This is a genomic window from Pseudomonas sp. NFPP12 (genome assembly GCF_900103205.1).
GTDB lineage: Bacteria > Pseudomonadota > Gammaproteobacteria > Pseudomonadales > Pseudomonadaceae > Aquipseudomonas > Aquipseudomonas protegens.
The window spans coordinates 548,348-568,986 of the sequence record NZ_FMWW01000004.1 but is presented as its reverse complement, the minus strand read 5'-3'; the positions used below and the strand labels follow the sequence as shown (position 1 = coordinate 568,986).

The 20,639-nt window shown below is 57.4% G+C and carries 17 protein-coding genes; 13 read left to right on the top strand and 4 right to left on the bottom strand.

The genetic code is table 11. The features are described from left to right. The first annotated feature begins 18 nt into the window (after positions 1–18). From BLS75_RS19645 to leuS, 12 genes are all read left to right on the top strand, one after another. Entirely contained in the window at positions 19–1,974 is a 1,956-nt protein-coding gene (locus tag BLS75_RS19645; protein WP_141323324.1) for a radical SAM protein, read from the top strand. Beyond that, positions 1,964–3,154 carry a cupin-like domain-containing protein gene (locus tag BLS75_RS19640; protein ID WP_077933627.1) on the top strand — a complete coding sequence of 397 codons (1,191 nt, stop codon included), beginning with the start codon at positions 1,964–1,966 and terminating at the stop codon, positions 3,152–3,154. The genes BLS75_RS19645 and BLS75_RS19640 overlap by 11 nt, the downstream gene beginning before the upstream one ends. After that, positions 3,151–4,554 (top strand): cytochrome P450, encoded by a 1,404-nt coding sequence (locus tag BLS75_RS19635; protein ID WP_204378527.1) that lies wholly within the window; start codon positions 3,151–3,153, stop codon positions 4,552–4,554. Before BLS75_RS19640 ends, BLS75_RS19635 begins: the two co-directional genes overlap by 4 nt. An 8-nt stretch (positions 4,555–4,562) precedes the next feature. Continuing rightward, positions 4,563–4,931: a hypothetical protein gene (locus BLS75_RS19630; protein ID WP_072451611.1), complete on the top strand. Its 369-nt coding sequence runs from the start codon at positions 4,563–4,565 to the stop codon at positions 4,929–4,931. Between the two features lie 5 nt (positions 4,932–4,936). After that, on the top strand, positions 4,937–5,815 hold the full coding sequence (locus BLS75_RS19625) for a nuclear transport factor 2 family protein (RefSeq protein WP_072451610.1): 879 nt from the start codon (positions 4,937–4,939) through the stop codon (positions 5,813–5,815). Continuing rightward, a complete protein-coding gene (locus tag BLS75_RS19620) occupies positions 5,812–6,456 on the top strand; it encodes a glutathione S-transferase family protein (protein WP_077933628.1) in 645 nt (214 codons plus the stop codon). The genes BLS75_RS19625 and BLS75_RS19620 overlap by 4 nt, the downstream gene beginning before the upstream one ends. 69 nt (positions 6,457–6,525) lie before the next feature. Then, on the top strand, positions 6,526–7,497 hold the full coding sequence (locus BLS75_RS19615; RefSeq protein WP_083533726.1) for an ATP-grasp domain-containing protein: 972 nt from the start codon (positions 6,526–6,528) through the stop codon (positions 7,495–7,497). 51 nt (positions 7,498–7,548) lie between these two features. Next, positions 7,549–8,340 carry a gamma-glutamyl-gamma-aminobutyrate hydrolase family protein gene (locus BLS75_RS19610; protein ID WP_072451607.1) on the top strand — a complete coding sequence of 264 codons (792 nt, stop codon included), beginning with the start codon at positions 7,549–7,551 and terminating at the stop codon, positions 8,338–8,340. Beyond that, positions 8,330–9,538, top strand: coding sequence for a phenylacetate--CoA ligase family protein (locus BLS75_RS19605; protein ID WP_072451606.1), 1,209 nt, complete (start codon positions 8,330–8,332; stop codon positions 9,536–9,538). The genes BLS75_RS19610 and BLS75_RS19605 overlap by 11 nt, the downstream gene beginning before the upstream one ends. A 44-nt stretch (positions 9,539–9,582) precedes the next feature. Continuing rightward, the gene (locus tag BLS75_RS19600) at positions 9,583–10,794 is read left to right on the top strand and encodes an aminotransferase class V-fold PLP-dependent enzyme (protein WP_072451605.1); all 1,212 of its coding nucleotides are present in this window, start codon (positions 9,583–9,585) and stop codon (positions 10,792–10,794) included. A 15-nt stretch (positions 10,795–10,809) separates the two neighbouring features. Beyond that, positions 10,810–12,174, top strand: coding sequence for a glutamate-cysteine ligase family protein (locus BLS75_RS19595; RefSeq protein WP_072451604.1), 1,365 nt, complete (start codon positions 10,810–10,812; stop codon positions 12,172–12,174). Positions 12,175–12,264: 90 nt separating this feature from the next. Then, on the top strand, positions 12,265–15,054 hold the full coding sequence (leuS, locus tag BLS75_RS19590) for a leucine--tRNA ligase (RefSeq protein ID WP_072451603.1): 2,790 nt from the start codon (positions 12,265–12,267) through the stop codon (positions 15,052–15,054). Between the two features lie 73 nt (positions 15,055–15,127). Here the strand turns inward: leuS and BLS75_RS19585 are convergent, their stop codons facing one another. Then, entirely contained in the window at positions 15,128–15,874 is a 747-nt protein-coding gene (locus tag BLS75_RS19585) for a 3-oxoacyl-ACP reductase family protein (protein WP_011060170.1), read from the bottom strand. A gap of 124 nt (positions 15,875–15,998) precedes the next feature. Here BLS75_RS19585 and BLS75_RS19580 point away from each other — a divergent pair, with 124 nt between their 5' ends. Next, positions 15,999–16,922, top strand: a complete 924-nt coding sequence (locus BLS75_RS19580) for a LysR family transcriptional regulator (RefSeq protein ID WP_011060171.1) — start codon at positions 15,999–16,001, stop codon at positions 16,920–16,922. Between the two features lie 36 nt (positions 16,923–16,958). Here the strand turns inward: BLS75_RS19580 and BLS75_RS19575 are convergent, their stop codons facing one another. The 3 genes from BLS75_RS19575 to BLS75_RS19565 all read right to left on the bottom strand — a co-directional run bounded on the left by BLS75_RS19575 (position 16,959) and on the right by BLS75_RS19565 (position 20,507). Next, entirely contained in the window at positions 16,959–17,687 is a 729-nt protein-coding gene (locus BLS75_RS19575; protein WP_019093271.1) for an aspartate/glutamate racemase family protein, read from the bottom strand. 54 nt (positions 17,688–17,741) lie between these two features. After that, a complete protein-coding gene (locus BLS75_RS19570; protein ID WP_072451602.1) occupies positions 17,742–19,283 on the bottom strand; it encodes an NCS1 family nucleobase:cation symporter-1 in 1,542 nt (513 codons plus the stop codon). Positions 19,284–19,772: 489 nt separating this feature from the next. After that, a complete protein-coding gene (locus BLS75_RS19565; protein WP_011060174.1) occupies positions 19,773–20,507 on the bottom strand; it encodes a phosphoadenylyl-sulfate reductase in 735 nt (244 codons plus the stop codon). Positions 20,508–20,639 lie beyond the last annotated feature (132 nt).

The window sequence follows — 20,639 nt, the reverse complement described above, 5'->3', positions numbered from 1 at the left end:
GTACAGGGATGACGCGCCGTGAGTATGCAGGAAACCGATTTCTTATTGCTGAATTGTTGTAACTTACCGTGGCGTCCGATATATCCGTATGCCTTTGTTCAGATTAGTGAGATTGCTCGGCGATTCGATATCAGGGTCACACGTATTGATTTGCTATACGTTGAACATTGGTACGAATATCTTAAAAACGTGATAAAGACCCAGCGTCCGAAGATGATTGGTATACATCTGCGGCAAGGGGACTCCCTTGATCTTTCCAATTATGATGCCGTAGATGGCGAGCCTGGGAATTACTTTAGAACCTATTACCCCGTTGAAGACAGCCGGCGCCTGATTCGCCTAGTGAGGGAGTTGACGGATGCACCTATCATCATGGGTGGCTTTGGTTTTACCACTCATGCCAGAAAGTTGGCTAACTATCTGGAAATCGATCTCGGCTTGCAGGGCTGTCCAGACGGCTTCTTTCGCTCCTTCAACGACACTCTCTCCGGCCGAAACCTGGGGGCTGTGCCTGGTCTGATTCACAAGAACGGGGCTGAGTACCTATATAACGATGTCGGTTTCTACAAGCCAGCCGAAGTGACCGAGTACCGGCTGGATATCGTTAACGAGATCAAGGCCTTTTACGGCCCGGCATTACAGTCGAAAACCCCACCGACCATTGCTGTAGAGGTTTCGCGTGGATGCCCGTTCCAGTGCTATTTTTGTGTTGAACCTGACGTCAAGGGCAAGCGGATTGACAAGCGTAATCTGGATGTGGTCGAAGCCGACCTGGAGTTTCTATTAAAAAACGATCTCTATGACTTCTGGTTTATCTGCTCTGAACTGAATATCGGTGGTGCTGGTTTCGCCTTGGAGCTGGCCGAGCGGGTGATTCGTCTTAATGAGCGTTATAAGAAGCGCCAGATTAAATGGTCAGGATATTCGCTGCCTTCGCTGGGTCACGATGAGCTGAAGACGATGATGCGTGCCGGTTACACCGGCGCCATGAACGATATTCTTTCGTTGGACGAAGATAACCTGAAGCGGGCGAAGGTGCCGTACAAGAGAGAGCAGGCCGTTACCTTTCTCAAAAGCCTGTCTTCGATACGTGCGGAAATTCATGAGGAAAGAACGCGAAAGCTGGAAGAGCAGGCGAAGTTTACCGCCAGTGCGCCAATTGAGTACTCCAATCTCATCTCGTTCTTTCTGGGGAATGCGCATGCGGACAGATACACCATTGCTCGTACGTTGGCATTTCTCGAAGAAAGTGGACTGACAAACAAGTACGAGGCGGGGTATGTGATTCCCAGTACTCGGGTATTTGGCATAGGTCGGACTCAGGGTTTTGTTGCAAGTGATACCACTTACTCCTTTGGTCGTGATGGTGTTATCGCCACGGACTCCAAATGGCCGACCTTTCATTTTCCAGAGTTTCTGGTAAGTGCTCTGGGAGATCGAGAACGGATATACAGTTTTTTCAACTACGTCTCCAACACCCTGATGTGCCAGGCTCATCGCAAAGATAAGTCGTTCAGCCAATTTATAGCGCTCTATCTGGAGCAACATCTTGATGACTGCTCGGCGTATTGGACGGACTTGGCAAAATTGCTTGGCAGGGATGACCAGGGGCGACTCTTGCCCAGCGACATCAAGGCTTTGCTGAGTCGTGAGGCAACTGATGACAGAGCATTGCAGGAAGATGTTTATCACGCTTGGCTGCTTGAGTTGTTTGGGCGAAATTCAAGCAGCATTCAGCCGGTTATATCATTTTTCGGTAAACAGCACTTTTCCGGTGTGAAGCCTGTATCCAGTGACTATGTGTTCACGCAGTTGTTTTATGCGCGTTTCTCCAATGCTGGAGAGTGGATTAAACTTGCAGAACATCTAGCACCTGATAGCAAAGGTTATGCCGCGCTGTTTGTGCGGTATATCGAGTATGCAATAGGTCTTGTATTCAGGCACGAATATAAGGATCTGTTGTTTGAGCTTTGATCTGGCCTGGCAGGGAGCCTATGCAATGTTGGCAAATGCAGTTTCCAACCTTCGATTGATCGAGACATTGAGTGAAAAAGTTCCTGCCTGGGCACTTCGTGGCCTGCAAGGGAGCTATCACTGGCAACTTGAGTCTGGAGTTCATCTGGGCTGCATGGAAGTTTCTGAAACACTGAGCTGGTCGTTTGCCGCGCAGGAGTACCAACCACGCGCCACTATCGTGCTCAGTGATATGACTCTCCAGGCTTTGGCAAACAAGGTCGATGATCCGCTGACGCTGTTCAATACCGGGAAGTTGTTGATTAGCGCAGACAACGACCACTCCGCTATTTCTGTCGATGTGATGAAGCTGTTGAATTTTATTTTCAACAATGCCTTGGTTGACACTCAGCGCATTGCTCAACTGGGGATCCGTAGCACTCAAGGAAAGGATTTTCCGTTTTGCCAGGTGATCGCTGATGAAAGGGATATCGAACCTTATTTACGTCGTGGAGAACCGGTCATTGTGCGCAATGCGGCAGTTTCATGGCCGATCTTCTCGATGCCTGTCGGGCATATAGTCAATCGGGTGGGTAACTTGGATGTGAGTCTTCTTCTTGAAGAATACGATCTGGAAAATGCTCAGCCACCCAAGTACCGGAAAACCTCGTTTGCGGAATATGTAGAGTCTTTATATGCCGTACAAGCGTCTGCCAGCGGTTATATGGCGGCCAATACCGTACCGCCTGCGTTGGACGATACCTACTGTTTTCCGAGTGTTTTCGCGCGCGAGGTATTCAATACACCAAGATGGTGGATAGGCCCTGCCAGTACCGGGCTGAGATTGCATCGGGATATGGTGGATAACTTTCTGGTGCAATTGAAAGGGCGCAAAAAAATACGTCTTTTTGCTCCAAGTGAAACAAAATTTCTCTACCCGGCCAGTGTCGGTGGGAATTTGATGTATGAGCCCAGTCGCGTGGATCCGGAAAACTACCTGGCTGAGAAGTTTCCGGATTATCAACAATCGGTATCCACTGTTTGCGAGCTTCGGCCTGGCGATATGTTGTATTTGCCGGCCGGTTGGTGGCACCACGTCCTGAATCTGGAAGTGTCCTGGTCGCTTAACTTCTTTGCTGTAAATGGTGAGCCAAGAGTCTTATCTGTAAATCGTGATAACTATGAGAGTGTCCAGCTATGAGTAATTTGAAAGACTTGAGGAAGGGCGATTTGCCGCAAGCGACGGAAGCGGCACTCCTGGTTGATTCTGGCTTTGATGTGGTACCGGGCAGCGATGATGTTTCTCCCGAGTTCAATGACCCTTCCTACATGTTGAAGGACCCCCTGGGCCTGACCACGCGGGCGTTGGAAAAGTACGGGAATATTGTTTACCTGCGGGGCATCAACGGCTATCTCATCGCCGATGCGCCCTTTATCGAAAGCATGCTGATTGGTGACGAGCGGTTTTTTTCCAAAAGCGCCGAGACCATGGAAAAGATCAGCCCGGCTATTGGCAATGGGCTGTCGACGCTGATCGGAGACGAATGGAAGCGTCAGCGCAAGATCGCCAATCCTTCTTTCAGCAAGCGCAGCGTTGACGCTTTCGGCAACGTATTTCACGAATGCATCAACGAGATGTTCGATGAGTGGGATGCTCGTTCCGAAGGTGTTCTCGATGCAACTCAGGAGATGAAAAAGCTTACCCTGCGGATTGTCATCAAGTGTCTGTTCTCCACGGACATTCTGCGTTTTTCCAGCGATGTCACCGCGGCCCTCGAGGTCTTGCAGGAGTATTCGCTGCTGAAGTTGTGGTCACCTGCGAGCATCAGCGCCGCCGATGAGCAGGCGTATGAGAACGCCAAGAAGAAAATCGACGCGATCATCTACACCATCATCCACGACCGTCGTCAGAACAAGAAGGTCCAGCACAACGACCTGTTATCGATGTACATGTCTGCGGTGTACGAAGACACCGGGGAGGGGATGACGGATATCCAACTCCGGCATGAAGTCATGAACCTGTTTCTGGCCGGTCATGAAACCACCGCGAACGGCGTGGCATTCGCCCTCTATCTACTGGCGAACAACTCACGAGAACAACAGAAGCTGCATGAGGAAGTCGAGGCTGAACTCGGCAATGCACTCTGCACCCTGGAAGATTTGAAGCGCCTCGATTACACCGACTGGGTATTCAAGGAGTCCCTCAGGCTCTATCCGTCTTCCTGGGGCATGAGCCGAGTGGTGCTGGAAGACTATCAGTACAAGAACTATCTGTTTCCCAAGGGCGCGGACTTCATCGTTGCCCAGTGGGGCCTGCATCGCAATCCGGAATATTGGCAAGAGCCTTTGAAGTTTGACCCGGAACGCTTTGCACCGGAACGCATCAAGCATGTGCACAAGTATGCCTACCTGCCGTTTGGCGCGGGCGCTCGAAAGTGCATCGGCATCCATCTGGCCGAGGGCGAGGGGAAGACGATTCTGGTGCGTATTGCGCAACGTTATGAGTTGCGCGCAGTGAATGGGAATGAACCGACATTGAAAGCCCGGTTGTTCATGACTTCCGAACCGGGCGTGTGCCTAGAGTTTATCAAGCGCAACTGAGGTGTTTTATGCAGACCATTGCTTTTGCGGTGCCTTTACCCGGTGACAAGAAAGAGCGTTTCCTGAAGTTTGCCCAGTTGATCCGCAATGAACGCAATGCCGATTTTCGCCAGTTTCTGGAGCGCCTCGATACGGTTGAGGAGAACTGGTTCCTGCAGCCTTTTGGCGAGATGGAGCTTTTTATCTGTTATTTGGCGGCGCCAGATTTGAATGCGGCATTCGCAAAGTTGGCGAGCTCCCAGCATCCCTTTGACAAGTGGATAAAGCAGGAAAACAAGGAAATCTTTGGCATGGACTTCGAGTCCCCCAGTGATGACCCGATGCCTGAAGTACTGCTGCAGTGCAAAGTTGAACCCATTCATTCACAAAGTTGGTAATAAAGATGAGCCTAACCTTATTTCGTGAGAGCTATCTGACTGCGGTCCGTACTAAAGACTACAAGTCTTTGGCATCTTTGTACGCGGCAGATGCCATTCGCAAATCTCCCGGACAGCCTGACCGCATCGGCGTGATGCAGATCCTCGAGCACTACCAGGAGTGGCAGGGCACGTTCGCCGACATGCAACTGGCCGACCGCATCCTTTTTCTCAAGGACAATGTGCTCATCGCCGTGTGGGGCTGGAAGGGGCGGCACGTCCAGGCCTACATGGGCGTTGAGCCGAGCAACAAGGAGGTTGGCCTGATCGCCGCCAGCCTGTTCTGGTTCGACAGTGATTTCCGCGTGACCAAGGAGCACACCTACGAGGACCCCTACACCCTGCTGATCCAGCTCGGCGTGATCAACGATCAGGGGCGCAGCGTGCCGTCACTGACCGAGCCGTGCGAGATCTATGACTGCAAGACGCTGAAGCCGCGCTTCGAGAACCTGGCCAAGATGCGCCACTACAACGAGCTGCTGCTGAGCAAGCAGTTGGAGCCGTGGCTCGACTGCATGAGCGACGACATCGAATGGGATGACCAGATGGTCCCCGGGTTGGCCGTGGGCAAGGACCATTCGCGGGACGACTTCGTGATGCTGGCCGAAGCCTTCCCCGATGCCTCCATCAACATGACCAACATGTGGTCGGTAGGGGACTTCGTGATTCACCAGGGGATCTTCACCGCGACGCACAAGGGGCCTCTCAAAGGTATTCCGGCGTCCAACCGGGTGGTCAACGTGGACAACATGGATATTGCCTACTTTGACGGCAATGTGATCCGCAAGGGCTGGACCTTCGGCAATACCCTGGACATGGGGTCGCAAATGGGGATGGGTAAATGACTGCGCGCCGCATGAAGTTGATCGGCAACGAAAACAGCGCCTGCACCCGCAGTGTGCTGATGGTTCTGAAGGAAAAGAACACGCCGGTGGAGTTTGTCAGCATCGACCTGGGGACCGGTGCGCACAAGTCGGACGAGCACTTGAGTCTTAACCCGTTCGGCAAGGTTCCGGTGCTGATCCACGGTGACCTGACCCTTTATGAGTCGCAGGCTATCAACCGTTATCTGGAGGCGATCCTACCCGGTATTTCGTTGATTCCGCAGGGCCGGCAAGACATTGCGCGGATGGATCAGTGGCTCAGCGTGGACTCCAGCTATTTCACGCCCCAGGCCTATACCCTGGTTTGGCAAAAGCTGTTCCTGCCCATGTACGGCGGACAGACTGACCAGGCGGTGGTCAAGGAGGCCGAGGAGAAGTTGAACGCCATCTACGCCGCCATGGATCGCGCCATTGGCGAGGAGGGGCGATTCCTGGTGGGGGACTCGCTGTCCCTGGCCGACCTGGCGTTTGTCCAGTACACCGATTACATCCTTAAAGCGCAGAGCGAAAGCATCGTATTCAACTATGAGAACGTTCGTCGCTGGTGGTATGGCCTGACTCAGCGCGAGTCTTACAAAGACCCGCTCTCGGTCATTCTCTGAATCATGCATGGCGTGCCATGGCACGCCATGCCCACCCTCGGTAGCAGATAGCAACACGGAGATTGTGCGATGAGCACTTCAGCCAGAAGTCGTCGTTCGGTAGTGCTGTGGATGTATGAAAACGACAACGGCCATATTCCCAAGCAAATGCTTCGTGAGTTGCTTGAGGAAAAAGGCTTTGTGGTTTTTTCCGATTTCGACATGCGCCAATGCCATGTCATTTCCGGGAAGGTCTATACCGCCTGTGGGCGCTGCCTCAGTGAGTTCGATGCCCTGTTTCATATGAACGCCGATGAGCAGTCGCCGTATCAGGCCGATATTCTTCGGGCGTTGCAAGACGGTGGCGTAGTGGTGGTGAACGAGTGTGTTTCATTCTTCAACTGTCGCGATAAGTTCAAGGCCAACCAGCTGTTGCGCATGCATGGAGTGAACGTACCCGACTCCGCCTTGTTGGGTAGCCAGATTGATGATGCGGTCATCCACCAACTCTTTGCGCGCTGGGGCAGCCTGGTCTACAAACCCCGCTCGGGCCATGGGGCCGTGGGTGTGATGCGCTTTGTGGAGGCTGAACAGTTCATCGACTTCATCCAGGCGACGGCGCACTTTCTCGGTGATTACTACGTTGAGCAATACATCGAGTTTGGCGATTACGATTGTCGGGTCGAGATCTTCAATGGCGAGTTGATGGGCGGTTACAGCCGCAAGAAGAAACACAGCTTCAAGACCAATATTTCCGCGGGCGGTGAAATGACGCCGCGCATCCTGGGAGGCGAAGTTGAAGTTGCACTCAAGGCCGCCCAGGTGTTGGGAATCAATGGGACGATCGTCGACATGGTCCAGTCGAGCGCGGACCGCAAGTTCTATGTCCTCGAGGTCAATCCCTTGCTGGGTATCTTCGTCGAATCGGCCATGCGTGCCGGCACCAAGATGCCCGATACCGAGCCGGACCAGCGTTACTCCTATGACCGACTGAAGCTGGACTCGATTGCCAGCTACCTCGATGCGCTGCCTGCGCGCCAGTCACTGACACCGACGCCATGAAACCTGGGCACTGCGCGTAGGCGCGGTGCAGGTACCTATTCAGGGAATTGAATGATGCAGCCCGTTATTCTCATCAGCGCCGCACGCCAGCGGCTGGCTATCAATCACTCCGCTGCCTTGGCGATGAATGTTCTCAATTGCAGTTTCACCGAGCTGCTGATCAGCCTGGGCTGTGTTCCGCTGGTGGTGGTGCCGGGGATGCCCGTTGAGGCGTTGGAACGCCTGTTCAGCATGGCCGACGGGCTGTTGCTGGGCTCCGGTCAGGACCTTTGTCCTAGCCATTACGGCGAGGATTGCGAGGTCAGCTATTCGGCGCTGGTATCCGGGATTGGCGAGCCTTACAAGCGGCCGCTGATGCTCAGTCCCGACAAGGATCGTGACGTACTGGAGTTGGCCTTGTACCGGCAGGCCAGGTCTCGACAGCTACCGATTCTCGGAGTCTGCCGAGGCCTGCAATTGATCAACGTTGCCGAAGGCGGCTCGCTGTATCAGGAGATCCCCGATCGAGGGATCGAGCACGGGATCGACCCCGATGGCTGGATCAACTATCACCCTGTGGACGTCGATCCGCAGAGCCGGCTCTATCGAATTATCGACAAGCGCAGTTTCAGCGTTTCGTCGGTGCACCACCAAGCGATCAAGCGCCTGGCGCCGAGCTTGAAAGCCTGCGCGAGGGCTGCCGATGGGGTGATCGAGGCGGTCGAGCTGGCCAGTCACGAGCATTTCGTCCTGGGGCTGCAGGGGCATATAGAAAAGACCCTGCTCAATCATCCCGAGCACCTGCAGATATGGAAAACATTCGCCAGTGAGGCTGCCACAAGGAGTCGGCAACATGTCAATTGAACACTTCCAGGTGCCCCTTTATCAGCCCTTGATGAAGCGCCTCGACTCATTCTTCGAGGTGGGCGACCCCGCCGGTATTCCGCTGCTGGACAAGAAGGCAATCATTTCCGGGTTTCCTGGAAACTTCATGACCCAGGCGATGCGTGTCGGCATCGAGGGCGGCGATGTCGAGTTTGCCAATACCTCCGGGAGCAGCTCCCAGATTCTCCAGATCATTCGTTACAAGGGCTGGTGGGGGCGTGAGTTCACGCGCGCCTATCAGCGGGTGGCGGACATGGTTGGTTATTCGATGGAGCACGACAGGAAAGCGGTACTGACGACGGCGGCCTGTTCCGCGGTGTCGTGTTTTCTTGACGACCCGGACTACCAGCAGCGTATCCATAATGGGGTGCTAAGCCTGAATACGCATCCGGACCCTACGCGCTGGACGCTCACCGATGTCCAGCGCATCGATGCGGAACTGCGGATGTTTGCGCCAAAGCTTCTGGAGATAGATCCGACCTATCTCGCGATCTTCCTCAGCAAGCGTGCGCAGTACCGGATTACTGAGCCTCTGTACATCCCTGACTACATCGCGGCTTCCTACGAGTACATGACCGCCAATGTTCGCCGGCTCATCGAGAGCGCCTATGGTTTGCCAGTTCTGAGCATGTATGGCTCGACGGAGCTGGGCGTACTGTTCATGCAGAACCGCAGCGGCACTTTTGTCCGTTGTGGCCACGACACATTGGTCGAACTCAAACCGTACCTGGCCCGGCGCAATCTGTTCGAGTTGATTGTCACGTCCTGGAAAAACCCGCTGATGCCTTTGTTGCGCTATGCCACCGGGGATCTTGTCGAAGTGCCGGAAGGCGAGTGGTCGAATAAGGTCTTCGGCGCCGTGGATGACATTCCTTTGCTGAAGCTGCATGGCCGTATCAGGGACTGCCTGGTGACCGATGATGGGGAGCTCAAGACCCTCGCCGATCTTGATGAGCTGTTTGCCGTTTCCGCGCCTTGGGTCCGGCAGTATCAACTGCAGGTGACCGAGCACAAGGTCACGCTGTTTTACGTTTCCGATGTCCAGGAACACGACGCCACCCTGGCGGTCGTCGAGCGGTGCCTGCGTGGCTGGTTTGGCCGCATGCGTACTGTTGAGTCAATGGCCGTTCCAAGCATTGCGCCACAAGCCTCGGGAAAGTTCGCGATTATCAAATAGCGGGTCCGTGAAGAGTCGTCCCTCACTAAAAAAGAGAGAATGTTATGCAAGCCTTGGATGTGAAATGCATGGTGTTGCCGGATGCGCGCAGTGACTTTCCGTTCTTTCGGGATAATCAGCGGATCTACCTGGACAGTTCATCCACCTCGTTGAAACCCGCGTCGGTGATCAGCGCCATCACTGATTTTTACCTGCATGCCGGTAGCAATGTCGGGCGCTCCAATCATCAGTATGCTCAGCTGTCCACCCAACTGTTTGAGTCGTCGCGCAACAAGCTGGCCTGCTTTCTGGGGTGCAGCGCCGATGAAGTGATCTTTACCGCCAATTGCACGGACTCGATCAATCTGCTCGCCCATGGGCTGGCGTTGGGCAATGGCGACCATGTCGTGGTCTCGCCCCTGGAGCACCATTCCAATCTCCTGCCCTGGTTGTCCAGGTGTCGAGTCACGGTTGCCCGTCTGGATCAGAACGGTTGTATCGACCTGGATCATCTGGATTCGTTGCTTGCCGCCGATCCGGCCCGTCTGGTCGCGGTCTGCCATGCATCGAATGTCACCGGCAATGTGCAACCCGTCAGGCAGATCTGTCAGATCGCCCGGGCAAGGGGGGCTTTGAGCCTGCTGGACGCGGCGCAGACCGTTGGCCATATCCCGGTCAATGTCGGCCAGATCGATTGTGATTTTCTCGCCCTTTCCGGGCACAAGATGTTTGGCCCCTCGGGGGTTGGCGCGTTGTACATGCGGCGAGATCTGCAGGCGTCGATGCAGAGCTATCGCTATGGCGGCGGCATGGTCAACAAAGTGGAGCAGGGCGATGTCAGTTATCAATCCGGCCCCGGTCGGTTCGAGGCCGGCACGCCGAACATTGAAGGGGCCATCGGACTGGGGGCGGCGGTCGACTATATAAACAGCTTGGGCGGGCAGTGGGTTCAAGACCACGATGAGGATCTGGAGCGCTATTTCCTGTCGCAGATTCAATCGGTGCGCAATATTGAAATCGCCTTCCCCATCGGGCCGCAGCACTTGCCGATTTTTCCTCTGGTTGCCGTCGGCAAGGTGGATATCGGATTTGTCTCGCGGATTCTTTCCGATCGTTACGACATTGCACTGAGTTCCGGCTACCAATGCAACCAGCCGCTCTACCGCAACAGTGGAATTAATGGCGCCTTGCGGGTCTCGATGCATCTTTACAACAGTCGCAAAGATATCGATACGTTGGTGATGGCACTCACTGATCTCCAGGATCTGCTGGCTTAGTAGGAGGGAATCAATATGGCCGCTGAATTGCTGGAAGTATTGGGCGCAAGAGCCATCACCAAGGAAGATTGTATTGCCTATTTTCATCGGCATATCAAACGCCGGACTTCGGCATTGATCGGACTTGAATACGAGTTGATCCTGATTGATAAGGCGACTTCCCTGAGTGTGCCGTTTTTTGGCTTGCGCAGCCTGTCGAGCATCTTCAAGGGCTTGCTGGGATATGGCTACTCGCCAGTTTATGACGACGGCTTGATTATCGGTTTGAGGCGCGGCGGCACGGTCATCAGCCTGGAGCCTGGTGGCCAGGTAGAGTTCTCTTCATCGGCGTTGCGTCTGGTGTCCGATGTTGTTATCGAACTCGAAGTGTTTCTGCGGGAACTGGATCGGGTCTGCCAGGGCCTGGCCATTTCGTTGCTGCCCATCGGTTATCGGCCCTACGGGGGCGTGGCGTCGGTGGCGACGGTGCCGCGTACTCGCTACTTGCACATGATGCCTATCCTGGAAAAGGTCTCGGGGGCCTCGGCCGGGCAGAAGATGACGGCCTCGATGCAGATTTCCGTCGACTACTTCTCCGAGCAGCATGCGGGCAAGTTGTTGCAGTTGGGGGTTGCCTGTCAGCCTTACATCGTCGCCTTGTTCGCTAACTCTCCGTACTTTTCGGCGGTCACCAGCCGCTATAAGAGTCATCGGATGCATGCCTGGACCCAATTCGATCAGCAACGCTCCGGTATTCCCGAGTTCATGTTGCATGCACACTTCAGCGCCCATGCCTTTGAGCACTATGTTGACTGGGCCCTGGAGAAACCACTGCTGTTCATCCAGCGGGAAGGGCAGTTGATCCACATGAACGACCTGAGTTTTCGCGACTACATGCGCCTGGGGGCTGCCTCGGGCGCTGCGACGCTGCAGGATTGGATCATGCATCTGGGTACTCTCTACCCTGAGGCTCGGCTGAAGAACATTGTCGAGTTTCGCTCGGCCGACACCTGTGCACCTCACTTCGCCGCTTCACTCGCGGCCTTTTGGAAGGGCCTGGCCTATAGCGAAGAGGCGCTTGATGCCGCGTTGGACATGCTCGGCGCGCAGACGCCCTCCGAGTTGAATCGCAAGTATGCCCAGGCCGCGGAGTTCGGCATGGCCGGGGTCGATGGGGCGGGGAACTCGCTTGCCGAAGGGATTGGACGCTTGGTCGGGCTGGCCGCTCAGGGGTTGCAGTACCAGGGAGTAACCAAGCTCGAGAGCGGTTATCTGCAAGCGCTGAACGAGATGATAGCAACTGGGCAATCTGCGGCAGATCTAATGCTCAACAAGGGCGTGCCTATATGCTTGGGCGCAAACCCGAAAATAGCTTATTCGAACATTAAGTGCGTCTCCTAAAGCAATCTGCCGCGCGTTGCGAATGGTAGTCGACTGTAATATATTCCGCCCTCGTAAATGAGTGCGTGCGGCATTTTTCAGGAGTTGTTCATGAAGACGGAAAGTATCAGGAAGATAGAAGATAAATGGCTCGCTCGCTGGGAAAATGAAAAGCATTACTCCGTTGAACTAGATACTTCTCTGCCTAAATATTATTGCCTTGACATGTTTCCTTATCCTTCGGGTGCCGGTCTGCATGTTGGGCATCCGCGCGGATATATTGCGACTGATGTATATAGTCGTTTTAAACGAATGGCTGGTTTCAATGTTTTGCATCCCATGGGTTTCGACTCTTTCGGATTACCCGCGGAACAGTATGCAATCGAAACCGGACAGCACCCAAGAGTGACCACTGACAAGAACATTGCCACGTTCAAGTCGCAGTTGAGAAAACTGGGTTTCTGTTATGACCCGGACCGCGAGATCAAGACTTCCGATGCTCAGTACTATCACTGGACGCAGTGGATATTCTCCCAACTGTTCGACAGTTGGTTCTGCCTCGATACCCACCAGGCCCAGCCTGTCGATGCCCTGATCCGGCGTTTTGAACAATCCGGCAATGCCGGGGTGAATGCCTGGTCTGATTCGCGGACCACAACCATCAGCGCGCAACAGTGGGCCGCTTTCTCGCCTTTGCAGCAGTCGGAGTTCCTGATGAACTACCGATTGGCGTATCGCGCCGACTCTTATGTGAACTGGTGCCCGGCCCTGGGCACGGTGCTGGCCAACGACGAAATCAAGGACGGTTTCTCCGAGCGGGGTGGCCACCCGGTTCAGAAAAAGATAATGAAGCAGTGGATGCTGCGAATTTCCGCGTATGCCGATCGCCTGCTGGAGGGGCTCGATAGCCTGGATTGGCCGGAAGCCTTGAAGGACATGCAGCGCAACTGGATCGGCAAATCCCAGGGCGCGGAAATTGATTTCCAGGTGCGTGATTCTCAGACCGCGATCAAGGTCTTCACGACCCGCCCCGATACGCTGTATGGCGCAACGTTCCTGGTGCTGGCGCCTGAGCATGAGGCCGTCGAGGCAATCACTTCAGCGTCTCTCAAGCCCGCAGTGGCCAATTACCGCGAAGAAGTGGCCTTGCGCTCCGAGCGCGAACGGATGGCCAAGGCCGAGCGGATCACCGGCCAGTTCACCGGCGCCTACGCCGTCCACCCCTTGACCGGCGAAAACCTGCCGATCTGGATTGCCGACTACGTCCTGGCCGATTACGGCACGGGCGCCATCATGGCGGTACCTTCCGGGGACCAACGGGATTTCAACTTTGCCCAGGCCTTCGATCTGCCTGTGGTGCATATCTATGAGGGGGCAGAGCAGGCTGACAAGCCGTTCCTGATCAATGAAGGCCGCCTGATCAACTCTCAGGAAGCCACGGGCATGCTGCGTGCCGAGGCCACCGAGTGGATTCTGCAGCGCCTGGTGGCGACCGGAACCGCCAAGCGCACCTTCAATTACCGTATCCGCGATGCGATTTTTGGCCGTCAGCGCTATTGGGGCGAGCCGATCCCGGTGTATTACGACGAGCAGGGCATTGCTCGAGTGGTTCCCGAGCAGGACCTGCCGGTGACCTTGCCCGATATCGAGGCCTTCCTGCCGACCAGCGAGGGCGAGCCCCCCTTGGAGCGAGCCAGTAGCTGGCGCTACGGCGGCTTTAAGTATGAAACCACCACCATGCCGGGTTGGGCCGGGTCGAGTTGGTACTTCCTCAGGTACATGGATCCGACCAACAGCCATGAGCCCGTGTCGAAGGAGGCCCTGGCCTACTGGCAGGCCGTGGATCTGTATGTCGGCGGATCTGAGCATGCCACTGGCCACCTGCTGTACTCGCGCTTCTGGACGCATTTCCTCAAGGATCGCGGCTTGCTGAGTTTTTCCGAACCCTTCAAGCGGGTCCTGTGCCAGGGCATGATCCTCGGCGTCTCGGCGATCATCTATCGGGACAAGACGACCCATGAGTTCGTCTCTGCCGATCTCAAGGACGGGCGGGACGTGCAGCCGCTGTATGTCGATATCAGCATGGTGAATGACAAGAACCAGGTGGATATCGACGCTCTTCGCACATGGCGCCAAACCTACACCGAAGGCACGTTCGTCTGCTCCAAAGGCGTGTTCCTGTGTGATCGCCTGTCGGAAAAGATGTCCAAGTCCAAGTACAACGTGGTCAACCCCGATGACCTGATCGAGGTCTACGGGGCCGATACCTTCCGCCTGCATGAAATGTTCCTCGGGCCGATCGACCAGACTGCCATCTGGTCGACGCAATCCATCGATGGCCCGCACAAGTTCCTGCAGAAGGTCTGGCGCCTGTTTCTGGACGAGCAGGGCGCGGTGATCGTGGATGACCTTGAGCCCGGCGACGAGGAACTCAAGGCGGTGCACACGGCGATTGCCAAGGTGGGGCGTGCCACCGAGGATATGTCCTACAACACTGCGATTGCCGCTCTGATGATCTGCGTGAACCAGCTCAGCGTGTTGCAGTGCCATAAGCGTGGCGTGCTGGAGCTGTTGCTCAAGCTGTTGCACCCCTATGCGCCGTTCATTACTGAAGAGCTATGGTCCGAGGCGCTGGGGCACTCGCGGTCGATCCTTGATTGCGGCTATCCCGTCGCCGACGAAAGTGTGCTGTATGAGGCGCAGTTTGAATGCCCGGTCTCCATCAATGGCAAGTTGCGTACTCGCATCATGCTGCAGCGGGGGATGACGGAAGAGGCGGTGAAGGCCCAGGTGCTGGAGGATGCAACGGTACAACGCTGGCTGTCTGGCGGGCGCTTGCTGAAGTTCATCTTTGTTCCTGATCGAATCATCAACATCGTATGCGCCGCGAACCCTGATTGATCCTGCGCACCGGTTGCACGGTGGTCGGGCCGGGGCGTAGAGCCCCGGCCCGGTTTTTTTATGCGGGTGAGGATCAGGCGCCGAAGCCACCGTCGATGGTCAGGCTGGCGCCGGTGATATAGCCCGCTTCGGCACTGGCCAGGTAGGCGACGAAACCGGCGACTTCCTCGGCATGGCCATAGCGACGGATAGCCATCAGGTCCATCAGGCTCGCGGCGAAGTCACTGTCCGCCGGGTTCATGTCGGTGTCCACCGGGCCGGGCTGGACGTTGTTGATGGTGATGCCCCGCGGGCCAAGGTCCCGGGCCAGGCCCTTGGTCAGGCCCACCAGCGCGGCCTTGCTCATGGCGTAGGGGCCGCCACCGGCGAAGGGCATACGGTCGGCGTTGGTGCTGCCGATGTTGATGATGCGGCCACCTTCGCCCATGTGTCGTGCGGCTTCCTGGGTGGCGATGAATACGCTGCGCACATTGATGGCCAGGGTCCGATCGAAGTCCTCCAGCTTGAACTCGTCCAATGGCGCAATGGCCAGCACCCCGGCGTTGTTGACCAGGATATCGAGTCGGCCAAAGGCCTTGACGCTGTCATTCACTGCGCGGCGGATGGCCTCGGCGTCTGCGCTGTCGGCGTGGATCGCCAGGGCCTTGCCACCCTTGGCGATGATGCTGTCCTGCAGGGCCTGGGCCTTGCTCGCCGAACTGACGTAGGTAAAGGCGACGCTGGCGCCTTCTGCCGCCAAGCGCTCGACAATGGCTGCGCCGATGCCGCGGGAACCGCCTTGGATCAAGGCTACTTTGCCGCTGAGGTCATATGTGCTCATGTGCTTCTCCAGAGATTCAAGGCCGGGTGCCTTTGTGCTTGGAGCGAGTATCTGCCGCGGATTAGCCTCTGTGTAGCCGGTAATCCCTATACTCTGTGTAAACCAAAAGTTTAGAGTGGCCTCTATGGAAGCCTTTAGCAGTATCGAATGTTTTGTCCGCAGCGCTGAAGTCGGCAGCTTTGCCGAGGCGGCGCGGCGGCTCGGCCTGACCCCGGCGGCGGTGGGCAAGAGCGTGGCCAAGCTGGAAACCCGGGTTGGTGTGCGCCTGTTCCAGCGCAGCACCCGGCGCCTGACCCTGACCGAGGCCGGCCGCCTGTTTCTCGCGGAAGTCGCCGACAGCCTGCAGACCATCCAGAACGCGGTCAGCACCCTGGCCGATGCCCAGGGGCGCCCGGCGGGGACGCTCAAGGTCAGCATGGGCACGGTGTTTGGCGGGCTGTACATAGTGCCGATGCTCGGCGCCTTTTTGCGCCGCTACCCGGATATTCATCCCGACTGGCATTTCGACAACCGCCAGGTGGACCTGATCGGCCAAGGTTTCGATGCGGCCATTGGCGGCGGTTTCGAATTGCCCCAGGGAGTGGTCGCCCGGCGGCTGTCGCCGGCTCACCGGGTGCTGGTGGCAAGCGCCGATTACCTGCGGGGGCGGGCACCGATCAACGGGCCCGAAGACCTGCGGCATTGCCGGGGGATTCTTATCCGCTCCCCCCAGACCGGGCGCATCCGCACCTGGCAGATGACCGGTCGGGGAGGGCTGATGTGCCCGCTGGAGCTCAAGGCCAGCATGACCATGAGCGATTCCGAGGCCGCCTGCATCGCCGCGGCCCAAGGGCTGGGCCTGGCCTTGGTGAGCATGCCGTTTGCCGTCAATTACCTGCGTTCCGGGGCCTTGCAGCGGGTGTTGCCAGACTGGTACGTGGACGATGGCTTTACCTCGATCTACTACGCCGAGCACAAGATGCTCCCGGGCAAGACGCGGGCCTTCGTCGACTTCGTCATTGAGCAGTTCGCCGAGCAAGGCCTGGCTCAGGCCTTCAGCGCCTTGTAGGAGCCGGCCTGGCGACGAGTCTATGTACCGCCGGCCTCAGCGCCCCGCCCGCAAGGGCCAGCCCAGCACTCGCTTGGGCCGGGGCGTGGCATAGGTGCGTACCTTGGAGGTGGATAGCCCCAGACGCACCAGGGACTCGGCAATGGTCACTGCTGCCGTTACTCCGTCCACCACCGGCACCCCGGTGCGCTGGCGAATCTGTTCATCCAGGCCGGCCATGCCCCCGCAGCCCAGGCAGATGACTTCGGCCTTGTCCTCGGTCACCGCCCGTTCGGCCTGGCGCACGATGGCTTCCACGGCGCGCAGCGGGTCTTCCTCCAGCTCCAGTACCGCCAGGCCGCTGGCCCGCACCGAGGCGCAGCGGTCATAAAGGCCGGAGAGCTTGAGCCGGTCTTCGATCAGCGGCACGGTGCGGTCCAGGGTGGTGACCACCGAGTAGGCGTGGCCAAGGAACATGGCAGTGCTGGCGGCGGCGTCGGTGATGTCCACCACTGGCACGTTCAGCAGTTCCTGCAAGCCTTCGCGGCCGTGCTCGCCGTAGCCGGCCTGGATCACCGCGTCATAGGGCTGGTCGTAGGCCAGCACCCGGTCCATTACGGCGATGGCCGCCAGGTAGCTTTCGAAGTTGCCTTCCACCGATTCGGCGCCGAAGTAGGGAGTCAGGCCGATGATCTCGGTGCCCGGCGCTGCCACGCTTTGTGCCTGGTGGGCGATGGCCTGGGTGATGGAGTCGGTGGTGTTGACGTTGACCACGAGAATTCGCATGAGGGTTCCTTGCAGGTTGGGCAGTTCAGGCCCGGCGCGCCGGGCCGGGCAGGTTCAATGGCTGACGTTGTCCACGGCGATGCTTTCGCCGCTGACGTCCGCGTAGCCGGGCTGGCGCTTGGCGATGATCAGGTAGAGCATCCCGGCGATGCCGGCGCCGATCAGCCAGGAGAATGGTGAGACGCTGGCAAAACCCGGCACCAGGGCCAGCACGATGGCGATCAGCGCCGCGGGAATAAAGGCCGCCACTGCCCGCAGGTTGACCCCGCGGCTGTAGAAATAGGCGCCTTGCGGGTCTTCGCTATAGAGCTGCGGCACGTTGACCTGGGCTTTGCGCAGGATCCAGTAGTCCACCATGATCACCCCGTACAGCGGGCCGAGCAGGGCGCCCAGGCCGGAGAGGAAATACACGATCACCAGCGGGCTGTTGTACAGGTTCCACGGCAGGATCAGCACCGCCAGCGCCGCGCTGATCAGCCCGGCGCGGCGGAAGGTCAGGTACTTGGGCGCCAGGTTGCTGAGGACGAAGGCCGGGGCGACGAAGTTGGCCATGATGTTCACCGCCACGGTCACGATCAGAAAGGCCAGGCAGCCCAGGACCAGGAACAGTGTGTTGGGGATCGAGGCGATGATCTCCGTGGGGCTTTCGATGACCCGGCCATTGATCTGGAACTGCGCGCCGCACAGCAGCACGGTGATGGTGGCGAACACCAGGATGTTCACCGGCAGGCCCCAGAAGTTGCCGACCTTGATGGTCTTGCGGCACGGCGAGGAGCGGGCAAAGTCGCAGAAGTTGAGGATCAGGGTGCCGTAGATTGCCAGCCACAGGGCGCCGCCGGCGAAGATCTGCCGCCACATTTCGCTGCCGGTCAGAGGTTCGCGGATCGACCAGGCGATCTGCCCGTCGGCCTGGGTGTACATCCAGGCGGCCAGGCAGGCCACGGTCAGCAGGATGATCGGCCCGGCGAAGGCTTCGTAGCGCCGGATCATTTCCATGCCATAGGCGAGGATCGCCAGTTGCACCAGCCAGATCACCAGGAAGCAGGCCCAGCCCAGGGTCGAGAGGCCGAGGATCGAGTTGTGGTCGTAATCGGCGAAGCCCGGATGGATGGCCGTGAGCAGCACGCGAAACACCACCGAGGCCAGGTAGGTCTGGATGCCGAACCAGGCGATGGCGATCACCGCCCGGATGAGTGCCGGAATCTGCGCGCCATGGATGCCGAAGCTGATGCGGCTGATCACCGGGAACGGCACCCCGGTCTTCTGCCCCATGTAGCCGGACAGGTTCATGAAGAAATACACCAGCGCCGCGCCTATCCCCAGGGACAGCAGGATCTGCCAGCCGCCCAGGCCCAGGGCGTAGAGGCCGATGGCGAAGGAGTAGTTGGCGATGTTGTGCACATCGTTGGTCCACAAGGCGAAGATGCTGTAGCCACCCCAGCGCCGGCCTTCGACCTTGGTCGGTGCCAGGTCGCTGTTGTGCAGGCGTGGGCTGAGCGCGATGGGGGCCGCATCGGCGACCGGTTGTTGGACGTTGTGCGAATGCAGCGAGGAGGGCAGATCCAGTGCGATGTTGTTGGAAGGGCTGGTACGCATTCCGGCATGCTCCTGACTCCGGCCCTGGATGACTGTGCTTGAGCGAGGGGGCTCGACAATCTTCGTCACAGGGTAAGGAATCACTGGGTTCGGGGCATCTGCAGCTTGAGTCGTGGGTCAGGCGTGCGGACGGTTAGTGTATGTATGTTTTGGTTTTTTTGTATACAAAACATAAATCCACTAAAGCCACTTCTGTGCCAATTTCACGACTATGAAATTGGCTGCTGATTTCGTTTTGTTATGGGTTATTCCTAACCTTCTGAAAAGACGAGATTAAAAATTGACCGTTTGAACAGGTATTTATTTTTCGCCAGGCACGGCTTGGCGCCCAATGGATATCGGCGCAGGAAAGGCTTGTAACCTTTTGGGGCGGGGAATCTTTGAAGTGCACACAAAAATGGCACCGACGGTGACATTCTTGTGTACAGGTTTTGCTGCGGGTTGGCTTTCAGTGCGGGCGTCCTTCAGGCGCGCCCGCAGGGAAGGGGGTCAGGCTTTGCTGATGATGTTGCCGGCGTGCAGGCCGCATTCTTTCTGAGTGGCTTCCTCCCACCACCAGCGGCCTTCGCGCTCGTGCTGGTTGGGCAGTACCGGGCGGGTGCAGGGCTCGCAGCCGATGCTGATGAAGCCGCGTTCATGCAGGCTGTTGTAGGGCAGTTCGAGCATGCGGATGTAACCCCAGATCTCCTCGCTGCTCATTTGTGCCAGTGGGTTGAACTTGTACAGGGTGCGCTCCGGCGTGGAGAAGGCTGTGTCGACTTCCAGCACCGCCACCTGGCTGCGGGTACCCGGGCTCTGATCACGGCGCTGGCCGGTGGCCCAGGCGCTGACGGTGGACAGCTTGCGCCGCAGTGGTTCGATCTTGCGGATACCGCAGCACTCGCCATGGCCGTCCTTATAGAAGCTGAACAGGCCCTTTTCCTTGACGAAGGGTTCGAGCTTGCTGTGGTCCGGCGAGATCAGCTCGATCTGGATCTTGTAGTGTTCACGCACCTGATCGATGAAACGGTAGGTTTCCGGGTGCAGGCGGCCGGTATCCAGGCTGAACACCTTGACGTTCTTGTTCAGCTTCCAGGCCATGTCCACCAGCACCACATCCTCGGCACCGCTGAAGGAAATCCACAGGTCATCGCCGAACTGGGCAAAGGCCAGTTTGAGAATGTCCTGGGCAGACTTGTTGGCATAGGTCGCGGCGAGTTCAGCGACGTCGAACGATGGGGTCATCAGGGCGGTTTCCTACAGGTCGGTGGCGCTGTGCGCTCTATAGGAGGGCGATCTTAACAAAATCCACACCGCCCTGGCGCGCTCCTCTGCGTTGCGCCTGTGCAGGCGAATCGCTAGAGTTCGGCAGTCCTT

Excerpts from the sequence above, each read along its gene's own strand:
- BLS75_RS19635 (WP_204378527.1), top strand. The coding sequence starts at position 3,151 with ATGAGTAATTTGAAAGACTTGAGGAAGGGCGATTTGCCGCAAGCGACG.
- BLS75_RS19630 (WP_072451611.1), top strand. The coding sequence starts at position 4,563 with ATGCAGACCATTGCTTTTGCGGTGCCTTTACCCGGTGACAAGAAAGAG.
- BLS75_RS19625 (WP_072451610.1), top strand. The coding sequence starts at position 4,937 with ATGAGCCTAACCTTATTTCGTGAGAGCTATCTGACTGCGGTCCGTACT.
- BLS75_RS19620 (WP_077933628.1), top strand. The coding sequence starts at position 5,812 with ATGACTGCGCGCCGCATGAAGTTGATCGGCAACGAAAACAGCGCCTGC.
- BLS75_RS19615 (WP_083533726.1), top strand. The coding sequence starts at position 6,526 with ATGAGCACTTCAGCCAGAAGTCGTCGTTCGGTAGTGCTGTGGATGTAT.
- BLS75_RS19610 (WP_072451607.1), top strand. The coding sequence starts at position 7,549 with ATGATGCAGCCCGTTATTCTCATCAGCGCCGCACGCCAGCGGCTGGCT.
- BLS75_RS19605 (WP_072451606.1), top strand. The coding sequence starts at position 8,330 with ATGTCAATTGAACACTTCCAGGTGCCCCTTTATCAGCCCTTGATGAAG.
- BLS75_RS19600 (WP_072451605.1), top strand. The coding sequence starts at position 9,583 with ATGCAAGCCTTGGATGTGAAATGCATGGTGTTGCCGGATGCGCGCAGT.
- BLS75_RS19595 (WP_072451604.1), top strand. The coding sequence starts at position 10,810 with ATGGCCGCTGAATTGCTGGAAGTATTGGGCGCAAGAGCCATCACCAAG.
- leuS (WP_072451603.1), top strand. The coding sequence starts at position 12,265 with ATGAAGACGGAAAGTATCAGGAAGATAGAAGATAAATGGCTCGCTCGC.
- BLS75_RS19585 (WP_011060170.1), bottom strand. The coding sequence starts at position 15,874 with ATGAGCACATATGACCTCAGCGGCAAAGTAGCCTTGATCCAAGGCGGT.
- BLS75_RS19580 (WP_011060171.1), top strand. The coding sequence starts at position 15,999 with ATGGAAGCCTTTAGCAGTATCGAATGTTTTGTCCGCAGCGCTGAAGTC.
- BLS75_RS19575 (WP_019093271.1), bottom strand. The coding sequence starts at position 17,687 with ATGCGAATTCTCGTGGTCAACGTCAACACCACCGACTCCATCACCCAG.
- BLS75_RS19570 (WP_072451602.1), bottom strand. The coding sequence starts at position 19,283 with ATGCGTACCAGCCCTTCCAACAACATCGCACTGGATCTGCCCTCCTCG.
- BLS75_RS19565 (WP_011060174.1), bottom strand. The coding sequence starts at position 20,507 with ATGACCCCATCGTTCGACGTCGCTGAACTCGCCGCGACCTATGCCAAC.